Source organism: Catenulispora sp. GP43 (assembly GCF_041260665.1).
Lineage (GTDB): Bacteria > Actinomycetota > Actinomycetes > Streptomycetales > Catenulisporaceae > Catenulispora.
On sequence record NZ_JBGCCT010000033.1, the window covers coordinates 110,397 to 129,947 of the forward strand.

Here is a 19,551-nt window from a genome sequence, read left to right on the forward strand (position 1 = left end):
GGCTCGGGAGCAGCTAAGTCATGCTTTTCAGAGTGCTTAAGCTCAGGCCGCCGGTGTCAGGACGTCGAGGGCGTCACGGAGCGCGGAGCGCGATGTGATGCCGAGCTTGGGGAAGATCCGGTACAGATGCGCGCTGACCGTCCGCGGCGACAAGAACAGCCGCTCGGCGATCGCCTTGTTGCTCAGGCCGCGAGCGGCCAGACGTGCCACCTCCAGCTGCTGCGCGGTCAGCTCGACGGGGGGCAGCAGGTCGTGTGGGGACGAGAACGGGGTCTGGATGGCGACGCCCGCCAAGCGCAGTTCCTGCTCTGCGCGCTGCTGCCACGGCGTCGCACCGATGCGGGCGAAGACCTCGGCGGCCCGGCGGAGCTCCGGGCGCGCGTCGCCGGGGCGGTGCCGGCGACGGTACAGCTCGCCCAGGGCCAGGCTGACCCGGGCGGTCTCGAACGGCCACCGGTCGACGTTCCGCAGGGCCAGCGTCGCCTGGAACAGCGGCACCGCCTCGTCGTCGGGCGCCGTCAGTGCGCGGGCGGCCAGGATGTGCATCTGCAACCGCGATGAGATGTCGGCCAGGCCGGCTGCGGACGCCACCGCGATCAATTCCGTCGCCTCGTCGCGGCGGCCGGTCCGGACCGCCGCCTCGACCCGGTCGAACAAGGTCCAGGACGCGATGCCCGTGAAGGCCGGGCCGATGGTCGAGACGCCGATCCGCGTGGACTGGGCGTACGCGGTCTCGTAGTCGCCTTGCGACAGGGCGGCGAGTGCGAGATTGCGGGCGGAGTACGCCAGGTGGAGTCCGCTGCCGCGCGGCGTGGCCCATTGCTCGATGGCCTGGCTGAGCTCGCGAACTGTGTCCGGGTCGCCCTGGCCGGCGGCGATCAAGCCGAGCAGACAGCGGAAGTCGTGCGCGGCCACTGTGAGACCGTGCTCGATGCTCAGGTCGAGGCCGTGGCCGACGGCGGACTCCGCCGCCTCCCAATCTCCGGACAGGTAGCGGTCCTGCGCCGAGAACAGATAGCCGTTGACCGCGTGCACGACGGCGCCGGACTCGGACTCGCGGTCGGTGAGCATCCGCAGGAAGGGACGGACCTCGCTCAGCGAATCAGCCCTCGAAGCTGCGAGGGACAGCGCTACCAGGCGTCTGGCGGTCAGGTCCTCCGGCAGCAGATTGGCCGTGTTCGCGAGGTGCTCCGGAACCGTCCCCGGGCCTGCGGCCAGTTCCGTCGCACCGGCGATCGACTGGTACAGGAGCCTGACGTCGTCGTCCAACGCGTCATGGTGCAGCGCGACGAGCCGGGTGACCTCGCTCCAGTCCTCGGGGCTCTGACCGTAATGGACGGCCATGATCAGCAGCCAGAGGGCTTCGCTCCGCTCCGGGAACGCCTCGCCGTTGTTCAACAGGCGGAACAAGGTCTTGCGGACGCCGGGGAGGTCTCCCTCGAAGCGGAACGCCAGCGCGGCTCGGGTGATCTGGTCCCTGGCGCCCGGTCGGTGGCTGCCGAGCGCGATCCGGGCCCGGGCCAGCAGGGCCGCGGCTGATTCGGCCTGACCGCCGTCCACCGCCAAACCGGCCGCGCTCTGGAGACGGCGTACGGCATCGCTCGTGGCGGGGCTCAGATCGGCGGCGCGGCGCAGCGCCGCCACCGCGCGGGCTGCTCCGCCGCGCCCTCCGATCTGCTCGGCCGCGCGCTCGATTTCGGCCGCGGCCTCTTCGTCCGGCTCGGTGGCCGATGCCATGAGGTGCCACATCCGCCGTTCGGGTCGGCCGTGGTACGCCGCAGCCAGTTCCGCGTGCGCGGCGCGAACTTCATCCGGCAAGGCCGTTCCGATGATCGCTGATCGGACCAGGGGATGTCGGAAACGCGGCGCGGTCGGCGTGGAGCCGTCGGTGATCAGCCGCAGTTGTTCGAGGTCGAGGAGTTCCTGCTGCGACAGCTTGGGCGGATGCGGGGCCGGACCGGCCTGTGGGGTGTCCCGATCGCGGCCTTCGGCATCCAACGCTATCCGCAGCAAGGCGAGCCTGGTGACGTCCGGCAAGGCCCTCACCACGGCCGCATAGTCGGTTTCCAGCCGGGTCCGCAGCGGGTGCCGGCCGGGAACCAGGCCGGGCGCGCTGGCAGCGCTGGTGAGCACCGCGGGCAACTCGGTGAGCGCGAGGGGGTTCCCGGCGGCTTCGAGAAGCACGCGCTGCCGTAGTCCCGCAGGCAGATCCGGGCACCGGTCGAGCAGAAGGCCTTCGGAGTCGGCGTCGGACAGCGGACCCACCTCCAGGGTGGTCAAACCGCGGGTTCTCCGCTCGGCGGCCGTGAGAAGCGGCTGCGCGAGAATCGCGCTGACAGCTCCTTCCGGCCGGAGGCGCAGCATGGTGAACAGCAGTACCTCGCGTGTCTCCTGGTCCATCCAGTGCGCGTCCTCGACCGCCACCAGCACCGGGCCGTCGGTGGCGACCGCCTGCACCAGGGCCAGCGATGCGGCGGAGACGGCGAAGCGCTCTGGCCGCGGGCCCGGCTCGTAGCGCAGGACGCGGCGCAGCACGTCCCGATGGAACGGCTCAGTGCGGTCCAGATACGACATGACCGGTGCGAACAGCTGATGCAGTCCGGCGAAGGCGAGCTGGGACTCGTCCTCATAGCCCGTGGCGCAGAGGATCCGGTTGCCGTGCTGCTGCGCGTAGGCGACCCCGGCCTGGAGGAGGGCGGATTTGCCGATGCCCAGGTCTCCGTGCAGGACGATGCTGGGCACGCTCCCAGGGGAACGGTCGATGGCGGCTTCCAGGGTGGCCAGCTCCAGGACGCGCCCATGGATCTTCATGGGGCCACCTCCACAGCGGACTCGGCGAGACGGGACTCCTACAGGCGACACGGCCGGTCAGAGCAGAATCGGCCTTCGTCTCAGCGACGCTATGCCGTCCGCTTGCGTCGGGCATCAGTCACGCGACTTAACCGCGCAGCGGTGGCCGCCGGGGGCCGTCAAGCCGCGAGCGAAGCCGCCGGCTGCCGACCGCTGCGCCACTCCCGGGGCGTGACCCCGTAGGCCGCTTTGAACGTCCGGCTGAAGTGCGCGGCGTTCACAAAGCCCCAGCGTTGCGCGACCGCGGAGACAGTGGGTTTCGCACGGTTCGGACGAGCCAGCTCTCTGCAGCACTCCTCCAGCCGCCGCCGTCGGATCAGACGGCTGACCGTGATGCCTTCGCTTTCGAAGATCCGGTGGAGGTACCGCACGGAAATGCCGTGGGCCTTGGCGATGCTCTCAGGAGACAGCTCAGTGTCCGCCAGCTGGTGGTTGATGTACCTCCGGATGCGCAGCGCCAGGTGGCTGGTCGCCGCATCAGGATCCGGAAGAAGCTCGACGTGTTCGGTGACGAGGGTGGCCACCAGGTCGGCGACGTTGCCCGCGAGCCGGTTCCCCACCGACGCGGTGCAGGGCGCGCCCGACGCCAGCACCGTCAGCACCGGCGCCAGCATCGCCGCCACGCCCTGGTCGGGTCGGATCGCCTTCGCGGCGACGTGCCGCAGGTCGTTCTCCGGGACGGTCATCGCCCGGCGGGGGAGCAGGAACAGATGGAACAGGAAGCGCTCGGGGAAGTCGAACGAGTAGGGCCGCGCGCCGTCGAAGATCACCAGGTCGCCCCGGTCGACTCCGGTGCTGCGCCCGTCCTGGGTCATCGACGCGGAGCCGGCGGCCAGCAGGCCGATGGTGATGTGGCTCTCGGCGGAGTCCTGGGCAAGCCGCGAACCTCGGCGGAGCCGTTGGGCGTCGGCTTCGAACGTGGTGACCTGCAGGTAGCCGACGTCGCGCACGGCGAGGCGTCCGGCGAAGGGTCCGCTGTCGTTCCAAGGGGCCACGGCCACAGGTCCGAAGCGGTGGTTCACGGCGTCCTGCCAGTAGGCGCGGGCGTTCTGGTCCGGCACGGACTCGGTCGTCATCGCAAGGGTCGTCGGGCTCATAGCGTCAGCCTCGCCATCGCGGGTCCCTCGACGCATTGGTCAACTTACTGCACTTGTTCATCTGCTTTCCTACGTCCCACAAGCCGAGCCATGCGTAAGCAGCCCTGGTTCGCCAGATCAGGCGCGGTCGGCTTACGCTCGGCGCAGAACGAACAGGAGTGAGCACTCGAGATGGTGACGGCGCTGATCGGCCGCTTGCGGGAGCAGTCCGTCCTCGACGACCTGGTCGCCGCTGAGACGAACGGCAGAGCTCTGATGGTGACGGGCGGGCCCGGGATGGGCAAGTCGGCCCTGCTGGACTGGACGGCCGACCGGGCGGCGGCCCTGGGACGTCGTGTCCTGCGCGTGGTGGGCAGCGAGTCGGAGTCCGAGCTGGCGTTCGCCACCCTGCACCAGATCCTGTATCCGTTGCTCGACCGTACGGACCGTCTTCCGGCCCCACAACGCGACGCGTTGCAGCGGGCGCTGGGCCTGACAGACGGCCCCGCGCCCGACCGGTTCGTCATTTCAGCGGGGACGCTGGCACTGCTCCAGACGGTGTCTGTGGAACAGCCGGTCCTGGTCGTCGCCGACGACACGCAGTGGATCGATATGTCCAGCGCCCAAGTGCTGGCCTTCGTGGCGCGGCGCCTGGCAGGGCTCCCGGTCGGTTTGCTGGCGGCGGCCCGCAGCGGATCTCCCGGTCCGCTCGACCACGCCTCGTTCCGGGTTCTGCCCCTCGGCCCCCTGGGACGTGACGAGGCTGCGCAGCTTCTTGAGGCCTCCCATCCCGGACTCGCAGAGGAACCGGTGCGTAGGATTCTTCAGGAGGCGGACGGAAACCCCCTGGCCCTCATCGAGCTGCCCGTCCAGCTCAGTGACCGCCAACGGGAAGGAACGGCTGTGCTGCCGGCGGTGCTGACGCTGGGAACCAATCTTGACAGGACGTTCGCCGGCCGGCTTCGTACGCTCTCGGATGCCACGCGATACACCCTTCTCCTGGCCGCACTCGGCGGCCAGGGACCCGGGGGCCTGCGGAAGGTTCGAGCCGCGGCCCTGAAGAGCTGGCCGGGATGGACTGAAGCCGTGCTGGACGGCATCGCGGGCAGCGACCTGGTCGGTATCGATCGGCATCGCGAGGAAGTCGTCTTCAGCCACCCGCTGGTGCGCTCCGCGCTGGTCCGTGCGATGCCCGCGGCGGTGGTCCGCAGCGCGCACTCGGCGTTGGCACAGGTGGCAGACCAGGATCCGGAGCGCAAGGCATGGCATCTGGCCTCCGCGGTCACCGGTCCCGACGAGAGCGTCGCCAAGGCTTTGGCCGCTGCCGCTGACCACGCACTCAAACGCGGCGGCGCCGCTGAAGCCAGCGTCGCGCTCTCGCGGGCGGCGGAGTTGAGTCCGGATCGCGCGGATCGCGTCAGGCGTCAGGTGGACGGTGCGATCGCCGCGGCGGTCGGTGGGCAGCTGGACCAGTGCGCGGCTTTGCTCCAGGAGACAGCCGAGGAGGACATGCCGGTGGAGGTCGCGGTTCGCCGGGCCACTGCGGCGGCCTTCGTCATGATCTACCGGGACAGCGACATGGAGGGCGTCTACCGCGAGTTCCTACCGGTCCTGGAGCGGATTCCTGCCGGAGGGGAGTACGACGCCGACTTCGAGCGGGTCTTCTACCTCTTGTTCATCGCCGCCGTCTGGTTGGGACGTCAGGAACTGTGGGAGCCGCTGACGCGTTCGCTGGGCCGGGTGTCGGTCTTCGGCCGGCTGTGCCACGCCGCGCTCTCCGACCCGGCACGCACCGCGCTCGCCATCCGCGAGCGGATCGAGGCCGTCGCGGCCGGGCCGGCGCCGCAGACGTACCAGCAGATCAACTGGCTGTTGTGGACCCTGCACGCGACAGACGTCCTGGGCGATCACGGTCCCCTGTGGCACGACCTGACGGAACAGAGCACGTATACGACGTACCACTTGCTGACCGTGGCCCGGTGCTACGACCACTACATCCGCGGTGACTGGGACGCCGTCGAAACCCTGACCGCCGAAGCCGAAGAGAGCGCCCACGAGCGTGGCTACGACTTCTACGTTCACGCCGCTCTGTACGCACGAGGACTGGTGGCGGCCAGCCGGGGGGACGAGCCCGTGTGGCGGCGTTGCGCCGAGACGATGCGGGCCTGGGCCGAGCCGCGCGGGCTGGGGTTCGGCGTGGCGGAGGCGCTGGAGATCGAGATCCGTGCGGCGGTCACCGGGGGAGACGCAGCGGAAGCCTTCGGGCTGGCCCGCCGGCTCACCCCGCCGGGAACGATTCCGCCGGGCGTCCCGCACTTCCACCGCATGTTCCTGGACCTGGTCGACAGCGCGATGCGGTCGGGGCACGTCGAAGCAGCCCGGGCGCACGTCGCCGCGGGGGTTGCCGCCGGCGTGGAGAAGATCTCACCGCACCACGCGTTCGTGCTGGCCGCGTCGCGGGCGCTCGCCGCTCCCGACGACCAAGCCGAGGCACGGTTCCAGGAGGCGCTGACCGTCGCCGGAGCGGAGCGGTGGTCATTTGAATGCGCACGCGTCCGGCTCGCCTTCGCGGGCTGGCTGCGCCGTCATCAGCACCGGGCCGCCGCTCGCGCCCAGGCACAGAGCGCGCTGGACATCTTCCGCGGGCTGCGCAGCGAGCCCTGGATGCTGCTCGCCGCCGAGGAACTCCGTACAGCGGGCGGCAGCGTCGAGCCGCGGATCGCGGACCCGGCGCCGATCCTCACTGTGCGGGAAGCGCGCATCGCGGAACTGGCCGCGCAGGGGATGACCAACAAACAGATCGGCGAGGCATTGCACCTCTCGCCGCGCACGGTCGGCGTTCATCTGTACAAGGTCTTCCCGAAGCTGGGCATCACGTCGAGGACGGAGCTGCGGGGCGCGCTCGGCAGCCACGGCGAAGACTGACCCGATCCTCTTGTCGTCCTCCGGGTGACTGCCTGGGCGGACCGGACGCTCTCGGAACGGGAACGGTGCGCGGCCGGAAAACCTCCCCGACCTCCCCGTTCATAGCATCGGCACGGCCGATCGATCTCCCGCACCCCGCGGTGAGCCTCGAACCAGGCGACACCCGGAGGGACACCAGCACTGTGACCATTTCGAACGCCGGCCGGCGGATCCTGACCACCGAGTCGGGAGCCCCGGTCGCGGACAATCAGAACAGCCTGTCGGCGGGAGTCGGCGGGCCGCTGCTGATCCAGGACCAGCAGCTCCTGGAGAAGCTCGCTCGTTTCAACCGGGAGCGCATCCCTGAGCGGGTCGTCCACGCGCGCGGCGCCGGCGCCTACGGGCGCTTCACGGTGACCGCCGACGTCACCGCCTACACCCGCGCGGCGTTCCTGTCCGAGGTGGGCAAGACTACGGAGACGTTCATCCGGTTCTCCACCGTCGCCGGCAACCTCGGCAGCACCGACGCGGTGCGCGACCCGCGCGGCTTCGCGCTGCGCTTCTACACCGAGCAGGGCAACTACGATCTGGTCGGCAACAACACGCCGGTGTTCTTCATCCGGGATCCGAGTAAGTTCCCGGACTTCATCCACTCGCAGAAGCGCGATCCCCACACCGGCACCGTCGAACCGGAGAACGTCTTCGACTTCTGGTCGCACTCTCCCGAAGCCCTGCACCAGGTGACGTACCTGTTCGGCGATCGTGGCATCCCGGCCGGCTTCAGGCACATGCACGGCTTCGGGTCGCACACCTACCAATGGGTCAACGCTGCCGGCGAGGTGTTCTGGGTCAAGTACCACTTCCTTACCGACCAGGGTATCGAGAACCTCACCGATGAAGAGGCCGCCGCCGTCGCGGGGCGAAGCGCCGACTCCCACCAGCAGGACCTGTTCCAGGCCATCGACCGGGGCGAGTTCCCTTCGTGGCGACTGTCCGTCCAGGTCATGCCGGCCGCCGAGGCCGCGACCTATCGGTTCAACCCGTTCGACCTCACGAAGGTGTGGCCGCACGCCGACTATCCGCTGCTCGAGGTCGGCAAACTCACCCTGGACCGCAACCCGGAGAACGTCTTCGCCGACGTCGAGCAGGCGGCGTTCAACCCGAACAACTTCGTCCCGGGCATCGGCGCCTCCCCGGACAAGATGCTGCAGGGACGGCTGTTCGCCTACGCCGACGCCCAGCGCTACCGCCTCGGCGTCAACCACACCCGGCTGGACGTCAACCGCCCGCACGCCACTGAGGCGGTCAACTACGGCCGCGACGGTGCGATGCGCTTCGACGACAACGGCGGACACCGCGCCAAGAACTACGAGCCGAACAGCTTCGACGGCCCGATCCAGACCGGCGAGCCGCTGGCCGCCGGAAGTGAGGTCGCGGGCCTGGTCGGCACATATGAGACGGTCGAGCATGCCGAGGACAGTGACTACGTGCAGGCCGGGAACCTCTACCGGCTGATGAGTGAGGACGAGCGGGCCCGCCTGGCGTACAACCTGGCCGCCCCGCTGTCGCGGATCACCCGCCACGACATCGTCGACCGGTTCATCGGCCACCTGCGCCTGGCCGACCCGGGGTATGGCGACCGGGTGGAGGCCGCGGTCAAGGCCGAGCGGGCATAGCCCCAGCCCTGTGCCGTCCCCAGGTACTTGACCAGGAGCTTCAGCCGGGGCCGCGGTGATCCACATCGGCCCCGGCGCGTGACAGAATCGCCCCGAACAGCTGGCGGTGTGGCGCGATCGGATGCTCTGGTCGGCGTGCGGCCGCGGAATGGGGACGCACGGCATGGAGGAGTTGCCCGGGGGCGCCGCCGGATCGGGAGCACGGCTGTCCCTGGTCGGCCGGGAAGCCGAGCTCGACCAGATCTCGCGACTCGTCACGGCGGGTCGTACGTCGTCCCGAGCGTTGCTCCTGCTCGGCGAGGCGGGCACCGGTAAGACCTCGTTGCTGTCCGCCGCGGTGGAGGTGGCGCGAGGCCTGGGGACGGACGTCCTGATTTCCGAAGGCTGCGAAGGCGAGACCGACCAGTCCTTCGCGGCTCTGCACCAGCTGCTGCTCTCGCTTCGGGCCGACCTCGCCGGGCTGCCCCCGCACCTTCGCGAGGCGCTGGAGACCGCGTTCGGAGTGATCCCCGCCACTCGGCCGACCGATTCGATGCTGCTGCGCATAGCAGTGCTGACGCTGCTGGCCGACGTGTCGCGGCGGCGGCCGCTGCTGCTGATCGTCGACGACGTCCAGTTCTTCGACCGTGACTCCCTCGACGTCCTGAGCTTTGTGATGCGCCGACTGGCGGCCGAGCCCGTGACGGTGCTCTTGGCTGCCCGCGGACTGACTCCGCCTGAAGGCATCGTGACGGGTCTGCCGGTTCTGGTCCTGGGTCCGCTCGACAGCGGCGCCGCCGCACGGCTGCTGGAGGTGCAACCCCAGGCCCCCACGGGCCGGGCCCGCCTCGACGTCCTGGAGCAGGCCGCGGGCAACCCCTTGGCGATCATCGAACTTTCCCGCGCGTTCCGGGGTGGCACGGCGTACGGACTGCCGGGCAGCGGGTTGTCACAGACCTTGCGTATCCAGGAGATGTTCGCCGCCCAGCTCCGCAGCCTTCCCGCCGCCACGCAACGGCTCGTCCTCTACGCGGCGGCAGCGTCGGATCACACAGAACTCGGCATCATTATGAAAGCGGCCGGTGCCGGAGCGGACCTCGACCTCTGGGCACCCGCGGAGGACGCGGGCCTGATCGCCCTCGCCGGCGACCGAGTGGCGTTCCGCCACCCGCTGGTGCGCACCGCCTCCTATCAGGGTGCTCCGATGCACCAGCGACAACAGGCTCACACCGACCTCGCGGCCGCCCTGGCCGACCAGCCGGCGCTCCGGGCCTGGCATCTGGCCGCGGCGGCCGTGGGGCCTGACGAGTCGGTGGCCGCGGCTTTGGAGGAGAGCGCTGAAGCCGTCGAGCTGCGCAGCGGGTTCTTCGCCGCGGCAAGGGCGCTGGAACGGGCCGCCGAAGTCAGTCCGTCCGAAGCCGACCGGGCGCGCCGGTATGCCAAGGCGGTCAGAGCCGCGAGCAACGCCGGCGACACGTCCTGGGTGCGCGAACTGTATGCGAAGGTCGCTGCACTGACCCAGGACGCCGACGTGCTCGGCGTCGCCGCGAGCGGAGCCAGCATGGCGCTGTGCCTGTACGGCAACCAGCGCGAGGCCTTCCATGTGCTGTCCAGTGCGCTGGAGTCGGAACCGCCTCCGGCCCCCAGGACTGCCCTCGTCCTTGCGTCCATCCTCCCCGCCGTCGCGATCCACTCTGGGCTGCCCGAGGTACGGCTGTTCATGGCGGCCGTGGAGGGCGGGCTGGAGATCGTCGACGATTCCGACAGCCCGTTCCCGGAGTTGGCGAGGATCGAGACCTGCGACGCGCTGCGGGCCGTCGTCCGAGCCAGCGCTGATCCGGTCGCCGAGGCCGCGCTCCTGCTGCAGCGGACCCGGCAGGCGGATGCGGTGGACGCGGCGGCCGGCATCACGGACATCACCCGCCTGTCGGCCATCGCCGGGATCGCGTGGCTGGCCGACGAGTCCGACGTGTGCGTCGAGTCCTTCCGCCGGACCTACGCCATGCTGCGCGCCTACGGATCCATCGCCCTCGCCGCCACCACCCTGGCTCCGATGACCACGGCCCTGATCGACACCGGACGGTGGTCCGAGGCCGACGAGCAGCTGGCGGAGATCAGCACGCTCGCCGTAGTCCACAACATGCGGGCCTTGGAGACCGAGGCCACCGCGCTGCGCGTGACCTTGCAGGCCCTGCGCGGACGGTCGGCGGACGGTGCGGCAGCGACCGACCTGAACTGGAACCGCGTCGATCTGGAGGAGAACCGCGCCACGCAGGTCTGGCTGCTGCGGGCGGCCGCCACCGCCGCTACCGCCGCCGGCGATTTCGAAGGCGCCTACCGGCATCTCCGGCAGCTGTTCGACGATGACAGCGCACCGCTGCACTACTTCCTGTCCCCACGATCCGTCGCCGACCTGGCCACCGCGGCCCACCGAACGGGACGCCACCAGGACGTCGCGCCGATCGTCGCGGCGGTTCGCGAGGCGGTGGGACCGGATCCGACGACCCGGATGACCCTGCTTCTCCATCACGCGGAAGCCCTGGTCGGCGAAGCGAAGAACACCGAGCAGCACTTCCGGCTGGCGGTGGTGAACCCCGCCGCCGAGCAGTGGCCGCTGGCGCGCGCCCAGGCCCGGCTGCACTACGCGCAGTGGCTGCGTAGGCGTCGTCGGCCCCTGGACGCCCGCGCGCTGTTGGCGGCGGCGTTGGAGACGTTCAACCGGCTCGGCGCGGACGGCCTGGCCGACGAGGCGCGCGCCGAACTGCGGGCCAGCGGTGTGGCGATGGCCTCGGACACGCCCGATCCGTTGTCCGCGCTGACCGCCCAGGAACAGCAGATCGTCCGGATGGCGGCCCGCGGGCTGAGCAACCGGGAGATCGGCGAGCAGCTGCTCCTGTCACCCCGGACGATCGGATCGCATCTGTATCGCGTGTATCCCAAGCTCGGGGTCAGCAGCCGACACCAGCTGCGCGACTTCTTCGACGACCTCTGAGACGCGCTATCCGCCCGGGTCCTGTCGCCCCGGCGGGTTTCAGGGTGCTGATCAGCTGACCGCTTCGTCCGACGCGGCCGTGGCGACCGCTGTGCCGATGACGTCGAGGATCTTGTCCAGCCGCGCCAGGTCCTCGGCGCCCATCGCCTCGAAGATCTCGTGGAGCACCTTTCGGCCCGCCTCCGTGCCGGCGGCCACCGCCTTGGACCCCTGCGGGGTGAGGCTGACGAGCTTGGCGCGCCGGTCCTCGGAAGACGTCGTCCGTTCGACGAGGCCTTCGCGTTCCAGCGCCTCGACCGACTGCGTGACCGACCGCGGAGCCTGGCCGAGTTCCTCCGCGAGCGATGACTGCGCCAGCGGGCCGCGGCGTGCCAGGACTTCCAAGACTTTGGTGCGGGCCAGGGAAAGGCCGCCGGCGTTCATCCGGGCGTCCACGACCCTGCGCAAGTGGTAGCTCACCGCGAGGTAGCGCAGTCCGATGTCTGCGGGGTCGGGGCTGTCGCTCATCGCCGATGGTCCTTCCAATCAGTGAGGTACCTCATTGCATGCTACGTTGATGAGGTACCTCACTAAAAGTTGGAGGAGGCATCCGTGGAAGACCGCTCCGTCATCGTCATCACCGGCGCCACGAACGGCCTGGGCAGACTGGCCGCTCTGGACCTCGCGCGCCGAGGCATGCGCCTGGGTCTGGTAGCCCGCAGCCGGCGGAAGGCCGACGCGCTCCGCGCGGACATCGAGCGGGCCGCGCCCGGAACGCCGGTGGACGTGTTCCTGGCCGACCTGTCGCTGCTGCGCGACGTCGAACGCGCCGGTCACCAGATAGACGCCGCCTACCCGCGCATCGACGCACTGATCAACAACGCGGGAGTGCACGCGTTCTCCCAGCGGGTCACCGCCGAGGGGTTCTCGGAGATGACAGCCGTGAATTACCTGGCGCCGTGGCTGCTGACCGACGTCCTGCGCGACAAACTCATCGCCTCGGCTCCGGCCCGGGTCGTCACGGTCGCCTCCCGCGCCTCCGAGCACGCCGGCGGTCGCGGCGCGGTGGGCCACCTGCGCGACACCGCCCCCTACACGCGTCGCGAATCCTCTCAGCTGTACGGCTGGACCAAGCTTCTGGACATCATGTTCACGCAGGAACTGGGCCGTCAGCTCGAGGGGACGGGGGTCGCGGTGACCTGCTGCTGCCCCGGGTTCAACGTCACCGGGCTCGGCCGTGACCTGCCGTTGTCCGGCGTGCTGGAGAAGGTTCTCAAGGTGCTGAGGATCGGCGATCCCCGCCACGGCGCCGAGATCATCGTCCGGCTCGCGACCGATGCGGGCTTCGCCGGCGCCGACGTCACCGGAGGCTACTTCGCCGCTAAGGGTGCCAAACCGCTGGAATGTCCGCTGCCGGGCCGGGACGAAGGGGATCGGCGCGCTCTGTGGGAGGCCACCTCCGAGATCCTCAGTGGCTTCCGTGTCCGCGGGCCGAGCGAGGATCGGACATGACTTTCTCGCGGCGACGCTCCGTCGTCCAGTAGAGCAGTGCCACCAGCGGCATGGCCGCACCGAGCGCGGCGACTGCGTTCCAGCCCTCGGCGTGGTAGACGACGGTTCCGAGATGTGACCCGAGGGCGCCGCCGGCGAAGAAAGTGGCGATGTAGATGCTGTTCAGGCGGGCGCGAGCAGCGGGGTCGAGTTGGTAGATGACGTGCTGGCCGAGGATCAGGGTGGTCTGGACGGCCACGTCGAGCAGGATCGCGGCCAGGGCGAGAAGCGCGATGTGGTGGGCACCGAGTGCGGTGAGCGCGGCGGCGATCGCGCCGAGCAGCAGCGCCACCCCGGTCATCGGCCGGGCCAGCCCGCGGTCGCCGAACCGGCCGGCCAGCGGAGCGACCGCCACACCGGCCGCGCCGACCAGCGCGAACAGGCCGACGCCGGAGGCCGTGTAGTGGAACCGCGGGCCGGTGAGCAGGAAGGAGACCGTGGTCCAGAACGCGCTGAACGATCCGAAGACAGCCGCCTGATACAGCCCTCGACGGATCACGGTCGGGTGGGTGCGGACCAGCTTCATGGTGGAGCGCAGAACGTGGTGGTAGGGCAGATCGGTGGTGGGCGCGTGCCGGGGGAGGGCAAGCCGCAGGGCGAGGGCGAGCAGTGCGGTGAGCCCAGCCGACCCCAGGTACACGACCCTCCACCCGGCGGCGCCCGCGACCAGACTGCTGACGGTGCGGGAGAGCAGGATCCCGGTGAGCAGCCCGGCCATGACGCGGCCCACGATCCGCCCGCGCGCGTGTTCGGGCGCCAGGCCGGCGGCGAACGGCACCAGGATCTGCGCGACGACCGAGGTCGTGCCGCTGAGCAGCGAGGCGACCAGGAAGACGGCGAAGCTCGTCGCCGCTCCCGCGGCGGCCATGACGACGGTGGTGATCGCGAGCAGGCAAGCCACCAGGCGCCGCTTCTCCAAGCGGTCACCCAGCGGCACCAGGAACAGCATCCCCAGCACATAGCCGATCTGGGTGGCCGTGACCAGCGTGCCCGCGGTGGCTGTGCTGACCTTGAACGCGTGCGCGAGCGTGGACAGCAAGGGCTGGGCGTAGTAGAGGTTTGCGACCGTCATCCCGGTGGAGACGGCGAACAGTGCTACCAGCCAGCCCGGCAGCCCATCGCGCGAGTCCGTGGATGCGGCGTCCGAGGCGGCTGCCGACACGCGGCCGGATTGAACGGCCATCATCGCTCCCTGATGTCGGGAACGAGCAGGACCGGAATGCGTGCCGAGCGGCTCACCGCGTTCGAGACGCCCGGGTTGAGCCAGGCGGACAGGATCCCGTGGTGGTGGGGGCTCAGGACGAGCAGGTCGGATCCCAGCCGCGCTGCCACTGCGGAGATCGCCGTCGGAATCTCGGTGCCGGCCTCACCGAGGAGTTCGCCCTCGGCCCGCACGCCGACGCTCAGCAAAGCGTCGACCGCTTCCTGCAGGACCCGTTGTGCATCGCCGTCCTCTTCGACGGTGACCATGCTCGTCGCCGACAACAGGGTGGGTTCGATGTGCAGGACGTGGACGACGCTGTCAAAGCCCTTGGCCAAGGCGGCGACGGTTTCGAGCGTGCGCGCCGGGGCCGCGCTGGGGTCGACAGCCAGCAGGATGCGCTGGAACAAAGGATCTCCAAGTATTCGAAGTAGCGGTGGCGTTTGAAGCGGCGGCGCCTACGGGCGCGGGATGTTCCGCAGGTTGGTGCGAGCCAGGTGGATCATGCGTCCGACCCCGCCGGACAGGACAGTGCGGCTGGCGGACAGCGCGAACCCGGTGACCTGCTCCGAGGTGATCTTCGGCGGGACGGCCAGGGCGGCGGGGTCGGTGACCACGTCGACCAGTGCCGGTCCGTCGTGCGCGAAAGCCTCGCGCAGTGCGTCGCGCACCTGCCCGGGCTGCTCGACGCGAATGCCGTGCGCGCCGGCGGCCCGAGCGATGGCGGCGAAGTCGGTGTGCCGATACGTGGTGCCGTACGGGGTCAGGCCGTCGACCATCATCTCCAGGTCGACCATGCCGAGGGAGGAGTTGTTGAAGACCACGACTTTCACCGGCAGCCCGTACTGGACGAGGGTCAGGAAATCGCCCATCAGCATCGAGAACCCTCCGTCGCCGGAGATGGAGACGACCTGGCGGCCGCGGTCGAGGAACTGCGCGCCGATGGCCTGCGGCAGCGCGTTGGCCATCGAGCCGTGGACGAAGGATCCGAGGATGCGGCGCCTGCCGTTCGGCGTCAGATAACGGGCGGCCCAGACGCAGCACATACCGGTGTCCGCGGTGAAGATCGCGTCGTCGTCGGCTTCCTCGTCGAGGACCGCGGCCACGTATTCGGGGTGGATCGGGGTGTGGCGCTCGACGTCATGCGTGTAGGCGCCGATCGCGCTTTCCAGAGCGTGCAGGTGGCGGTCGAGCATGGTGTCGAGGAACATGCGGGACGTCTTCGCCCGAACCGCAGGGGTCAGGCACCGCAGGGTCTCGCGGACGTCGCCCCACACCGCGAGGTCCAGTTGGGTCCGGCGGCCGAGGCGTTCGGGCTGGATGTCGACCTGGACGGTGCGAACGCCGCGCGGCAGGAAGTCCGTGTAGGGGAAGTCCGTGCCCAACAGCACAAGAAGGTCGCACTCGTGCATCGCCTGGTATGCGGCGCCGTAGCCGAGCAGGCCTGACATTCCGACGTCGTAGGGGTTGTCGTACTGGATGTGTTCCTTGCCGCGCAGCGCATGACCGACCGGAGCCTTCACCTTCTCGGCGAAGGCCATCACCTCCGCGTGAGCGCCCTCGACACCGCGGCCGCAGAAGACGGTCACCTTCTCGGCGGCGTCCACGAGCTGGATGAGCCGGGCAAGCTCGTCGTCGCCGGGGCGGACAGCGGGCCGGTCCAGCGGGATCGCCAACTCGGCGCCGCCGTCCGGGGCCTTCTGGCCGGCGACGTCGCCGGGCAGCGCCACGACCGCTACGCCGCGACGACCGACCGCGTGCTGGATGGCAGTCTGCGCCACCCGTGGCATCTGGTGGCGCGAGGAGACCAGTTCCGAGTAATGGCTGCATTCGGCGAACAGCCGATCGGGGTGCGTCTCCTGGAAGTAGCCGGTTCCGATCTCGCCGCTGGGGATCTGCGCGGCCAGCGCCAGCACAGGGGCCATCGACCGGTGCGCGTCGTACAGACCGTTGATCAGGTGGAGGTTGCCGGGTCCGCATGAGCCCGCGCAAGCAGCCAGACGGCCGGTCAGCTGGGCCTCCGCTCCGGCGGCGAAGGCAGCGACCTCCTCGTGCCGAACCTGGATCCACTCCACGTCACCGTGCCGCCGGACGGCATCCACGACCGGGTTCAGGCTGTCGCCGACGACTCCGTACATGCGGCGGACCCCAGCGCGAGCCAAGAGATCGACGTACTGCTCGGCAACGGACTGCTTGGCCATGGCGCTCCTCGCGGGCTCGGTGCTGTGTCGCGATCAGGCTAGGAACCAACGGCGCGCCGACTTGTCCGCCAGCGCACCTGCTTAGGTCGAACAGCGCACGCGCTTCGCGGTTGTCGAACCGGGGCTCAACGACAGTGCGCTGATGGTCAGCAGCCAGTGCGGCGATGGAAAAGTCCGAGGCTTGCGCGCTCCTAACGTGAACCTCTGTAGGAGCCACTGATCACCCATCGCGCACGAACCCGAGGGAGCACCATGTCCAGTCAGCCTCGTCTGCATCAACACAGCGCGGAGATCCAGGAGTTCGGGACGGTCACACAGCTGCCGATCGCACTGTCCTACGACGCCCGGATGTACTCCTGCCAGCGTCTCAACCGGATCCTGGCCGATACCCAGATTCTCTACGCGCTCTACAAGAAGCACCACTGGGCAATGCGCGGCCCGCTTTTCCACCAGTTGCACCTGCTGCTCGACAAACACGCCGCAGCACAGCTCGAGCTGATCGACGTGCTGGCTGAACGCGTCCAGACCCTCGGCGGCGTCGCGGTGGGCGACCCCCGGCACACCGCCGAGATCACGGCGATACCGCGTCCGCCGAACGGTGTCGAGGAGGTCACCGCGATGCTGTCGCGCCTGCTCGAAGCCCACGAGATCATCCTCACCGAAGCCCGGGACGCCGCCGCGCGCACCGCCGCCGTGGGTGATGACGGCACCCAGGACGCCCTCGTCTCGCAGGTGATCCGTACCGGGGAGACCCAGGTGTGGTTCCTCGCGGAGCACCTGGTCGTCACGCCGTCGGACCAGAGCTGAGCGGTGAGTGCCAGACCCATGAAGCCGTTGAACGTCAGGCCGCTGCTCGACGAGTGGGACTGGCAGACGCGCGCCGCCTGCCGCGGCATGGACGCCTCGGTGTTCTTCTCCCCGGTCTACGAACGGGGAGACGCCCGCCGCAGGCGGGAACAGCGGGCCAAGACCGTCTGCCGCGGGTGCCCTGTCCAGGGCCCCTGCGCGACCTTCGCGACGCGCACGGCCCAGGCCTTCGGGGTCTGGGGCGGGCTCACCGAAACCGACCGCGGCCACACCCGGCGACCGACCTGAGCCCTCCTGCCGCCGGCACCCGCGTCTTCCACACCGATTCGCACCGATTGTTCGCTCGCCAAAAGGGCCGTGGCCCGTTCGCCATCGGGCCACGGCACTGTGTCGTGACAGCGGGCGACTCCGCACCCGGGGCACGCGCAGCCGAGCGCGGCCGGTGTCGTCACGGTACGCGGGGCCGTGCGCGCCCGCGCAACAGTTGTGCGCTCGGAGAACAAAAGCCAGTGAGAGGCGCGCTTAAGTTCGACTCGATGGCCCGCGCGCGTACTGCGACGCCGATCCGCTCACGGAAAGAAGTACCGATGCCCTCGAACAGCGCCGACTCTGCCTGGTCCCCCCTGCGGCAGCCGGTGTTCCGCGCGCTGTGGCTGGCCCAGTTCGCCTCGAACATCGGCAGTTGGATGCAGACCGTCGGGGCCCAGTGGCTGTTGATCGCGCACGGCGCGGCGCTGCTGTCGTTGGTCCAGGTCGCCGCCGGCCTTCCAGTGCTGGTCCTGGCCCTGCCGGCCGGGGTGTTGGCCGACCTGGCCGATCGCAGACGTCTGCTGCTCGCGGTCCAGGGCGGGATGGCCGCGGTAGCGGTGGTGCTGGCCGTGTTGGCCTTCGCGGGGCGACTGGGCCCATGGACGTTGCTGGCGTTGACGCTGCTGCTCGGCTGCGGCACGGCGTTGAACGGCCCGGCTTGGCAGGCGCTGCAACCGACACTGGTACCCCGCGAGCAGCTCAGGCCCGCTTCCGCGCTGGGCGCGGTGAATCAGAACGTGGCACGCGCGATCGGTCCCGCCCTTGGTGGGTTGTTGGTCGCCGCCGCAGGGGTGGGGTGGACGTTCGCGCTCAACGCGGTGTCCTTCGTCGGGATCCTGGTCGTCCTGGCCCGGTGGCGTCCCGCCGACGCGGCCCCCCGCTCCGAGCAGGAGCGGGAACAGGCTCTTGCGGCGCTTCGGGCCGGTACCCGGTATGTGCGCCACAGTCCACGTGTCCGGCGAATCCTGCTCCGCAGCGCCTTGTTCGTGCCCGGTGCCGCCGCACTATGGGCACTGATCCCACTGACAGCGCACCAAACGCTGGGCATGGGATCCGCAGGCTATGGCCTGTTGCTGGGTGCAGTCGGAATCGGCGCGATAGCCGGTGCCTGGGTGCTTCCCAAGACAGCTGGACTCCTTGGCAACGACCGGACCTTGGCACTTGCCGGGGTGATGTTCGCGGCAGCCCTGCTCGCAGTGGACTACGTGCCGAACGTGGCGATCGCCTGGCTCGCGTTGCTGGTGGCTGGCGTCGCGTGGATCTGGGCGTTGTCGACTCTCAACGCCGCGCTCCAACTCGGACTGCCGACCTGGGTTCGCGCGCGGGCCGTCGCGTTCTACCTGCTCGTGTTCCAAGGCGGCATGGCTGTGGGCGCGTTCGTATGGGGCCTGATCGCCCAGTGGGCCGGCCTGACGACGGCATTGGCCGTGGCGGGCGCCCTGCTCGTCGTCGGGTCAGCCGTCTCGAAATGGCTGCCGCTTCGAGACCGCCAGGTCGATCCCACGCCCAGCGACACCTGGCCGGAACCACAGCTCGTTCTGGAACCGGCACCCCAGGACGGCCCGGTCCTGGTCATCGTGGAGTACCTGGTTCCCGAACCGAACGTCGGCGCCTTCGCGAAGGCTATGGAACGAGTGGAATCATCGCGCCGGCGTACCGGAGCCACATCCTGGAGCCTCTATCGAGATGCGGCGAGGGCCGACCGGTTGCTGGAGATCTTCACGGTCAGATCCTGGTCGGAGCACCTCGCCCAACACCACGAGCGATACACCGGGATCGACCGCGAGTTCGAGGCCGAGGCGAAGGCCTTGACCGAGCGGGAGCCAATGGCGACCCACGCGTTCATGGAGCATTCGTAGCCGGCGGTGGAGCGATCGCGCTGATGCGGCGCTGGATCCGGAATATTGAAGTTTCAACTACCGTTGGAGCCGGGTGACCGTGACTCGGCCCCGATCCGACCCCTGGAGGCTGCCGTGCCTGCTGTGACCGTAGAGAACCCGCTGGCGCTGCCCCGCATCGCCGCTGT

13 protein-coding genes are annotated in these 19,551 nt (G+C 69.8%); 7 read left to right on the plus strand and 6 right to left on the minus strand.

The annotated features are described in order from the left end of the window. Nucleotides 1–42 precede the first annotated feature (42 nt). Nucleotides 43–2,811: a LuxR C-terminal-related transcriptional regulator gene (locus ABH926_RS43590; protein ID WP_370372569.1), complete on the minus strand. Its 2,769-nt coding sequence runs from the start codon at nucleotides 2,809–2,811 to the stop codon at nucleotides 43–45. Nucleotides 2,812–2,969: 158 nt separating this feature from the next. Next, nucleotides 2,970–3,947, minus strand: coding sequence for a helix-turn-helix domain-containing protein (locus ABH926_RS43595; RefSeq protein ID WP_370372571.1), 978 nt, complete (start codon nucleotides 3,945–3,947; stop codon nucleotides 2,970–2,972). 171 nt (nucleotides 3,948–4,118) lie between these two features. On the opposite strand from ABH926_RS43595, the gene ABH926_RS43600 reads away from it, so the two are divergent. The 3 genes from ABH926_RS43600 (at nucleotide 4,119) to ABH926_RS43610 (ending at nucleotide 11,477) form a co-directional block, all read left to right on the plus strand. Continuing rightward, nucleotides 4,119–6,851 carry a LuxR C-terminal-related transcriptional regulator gene (locus ABH926_RS43600; RefSeq protein ID WP_370372573.1) on the plus strand — a complete coding sequence of 911 codons (2,733 nt, stop codon included), beginning with the start codon at nucleotides 4,119–4,121 and terminating at the stop codon, nucleotides 6,849–6,851. A gap of 182 nt (nucleotides 6,852–7,033) precedes the next feature. Beyond that, entirely contained in the window at nucleotides 7,034–8,506 is a 1,473-nt protein-coding gene (locus tag ABH926_RS43605) for a catalase (protein ID WP_370372575.1), read from the plus strand. 163 nt (nucleotides 8,507–8,669) lie between these two features. Then, nucleotides 8,670–11,477: an AAA family ATPase gene (locus ABH926_RS43610; RefSeq protein ID WP_370372577.1), complete on the plus strand. Its 2,808-nt coding sequence runs from the start codon at nucleotides 8,670–8,672 to the stop codon at nucleotides 11,475–11,477. Between the two features lie 51 nt (nucleotides 11,478–11,528). Here ABH926_RS43610 and ABH926_RS43615 read toward each other — a convergent pair whose 3' ends face one another. Beyond that, the gene (locus ABH926_RS43615) at nucleotides 11,529–11,984 is read right to left on the minus strand and encodes a MarR family winged helix-turn-helix transcriptional regulator (RefSeq protein ID WP_370372579.1); all 456 of its coding nucleotides are present in this window, start codon (nucleotides 11,982–11,984) and stop codon (nucleotides 11,529–11,531) included. 84 nt (nucleotides 11,985–12,068) lie between these two features. On the opposite strand from ABH926_RS43615, the gene ABH926_RS43620 reads away from it, so the two are divergent. Next, a complete protein-coding gene (locus tag ABH926_RS43620) occupies nucleotides 12,069–12,968 on the plus strand; it encodes an SDR family NAD(P)-dependent oxidoreductase (RefSeq protein ID WP_370372581.1) in 900 nt (299 codons plus the stop codon). Here ABH926_RS43620 and ABH926_RS43625 read toward each other — a convergent pair. From ABH926_RS43625 to ABH926_RS43635, 3 genes are read right to left on the minus strand one after another with little or no spacing between them, the layout of a single operon-like run. Continuing rightward, complete coding sequence (locus tag ABH926_RS43625) at nucleotides 12,925–14,193, minus strand: MFS transporter (RefSeq protein WP_370372587.1); 1,269 nt, start codon at nucleotides 14,191–14,193, stop codon at nucleotides 12,925–12,927. The genes ABH926_RS43620 and ABH926_RS43625 overlap by 44 nt on opposite strands. Further along, entirely contained in the window at nucleotides 14,190–14,618 is a 429-nt protein-coding gene (locus tag ABH926_RS43630) for a universal stress protein (RefSeq protein ID WP_370372589.1), read from the minus strand. Before ABH926_RS43630 ends, ABH926_RS43625 begins: the two co-directional genes overlap by 4 nt. A 48-nt stretch (nucleotides 14,619–14,666) precedes the next feature. Further along, complete coding sequence (locus ABH926_RS43635; protein ID WP_370372591.1) at nucleotides 14,667–16,409, minus strand: pyruvate dehydrogenase; 1,743 nt, start codon at nucleotides 16,407–16,409, stop codon at nucleotides 14,667–14,669. A gap of 252 nt (nucleotides 16,410–16,661) precedes the next feature. On the opposite strand from ABH926_RS43635, the gene ABH926_RS43640 reads away from it, so the two are divergent. The 3 genes from ABH926_RS43640 (at nucleotide 16,662) to ABH926_RS43650 (ending at nucleotide 19,384) form a co-directional block, all read left to right on the plus strand. Further along, complete coding sequence (locus ABH926_RS43640) at nucleotides 16,662–17,216, plus strand: Dps family protein (protein ID WP_370372593.1); 555 nt, start codon at nucleotides 16,662–16,664, stop codon at nucleotides 17,214–17,216. Nucleotides 17,217–17,234: 18 nt separating this feature from the next. Beyond that, nucleotides 17,235–17,504, plus strand: coding sequence for a WhiB family transcriptional regulator (locus tag ABH926_RS43645; protein WP_370372595.1), 270 nt, complete (start codon nucleotides 17,235–17,237; stop codon nucleotides 17,502–17,504). A gap of 299 nt (nucleotides 17,505–17,803) precedes the next feature. Beyond that, nucleotides 17,804–19,384 carry an MFS transporter gene (locus ABH926_RS43650; RefSeq protein ID WP_370372596.1) on the plus strand — a complete coding sequence of 527 codons (1,581 nt, stop codon included), beginning with the start codon at nucleotides 17,804–17,806 and terminating at the stop codon, nucleotides 19,382–19,384. Nucleotides 19,385–19,551: the final 167 nt, after the last annotated feature.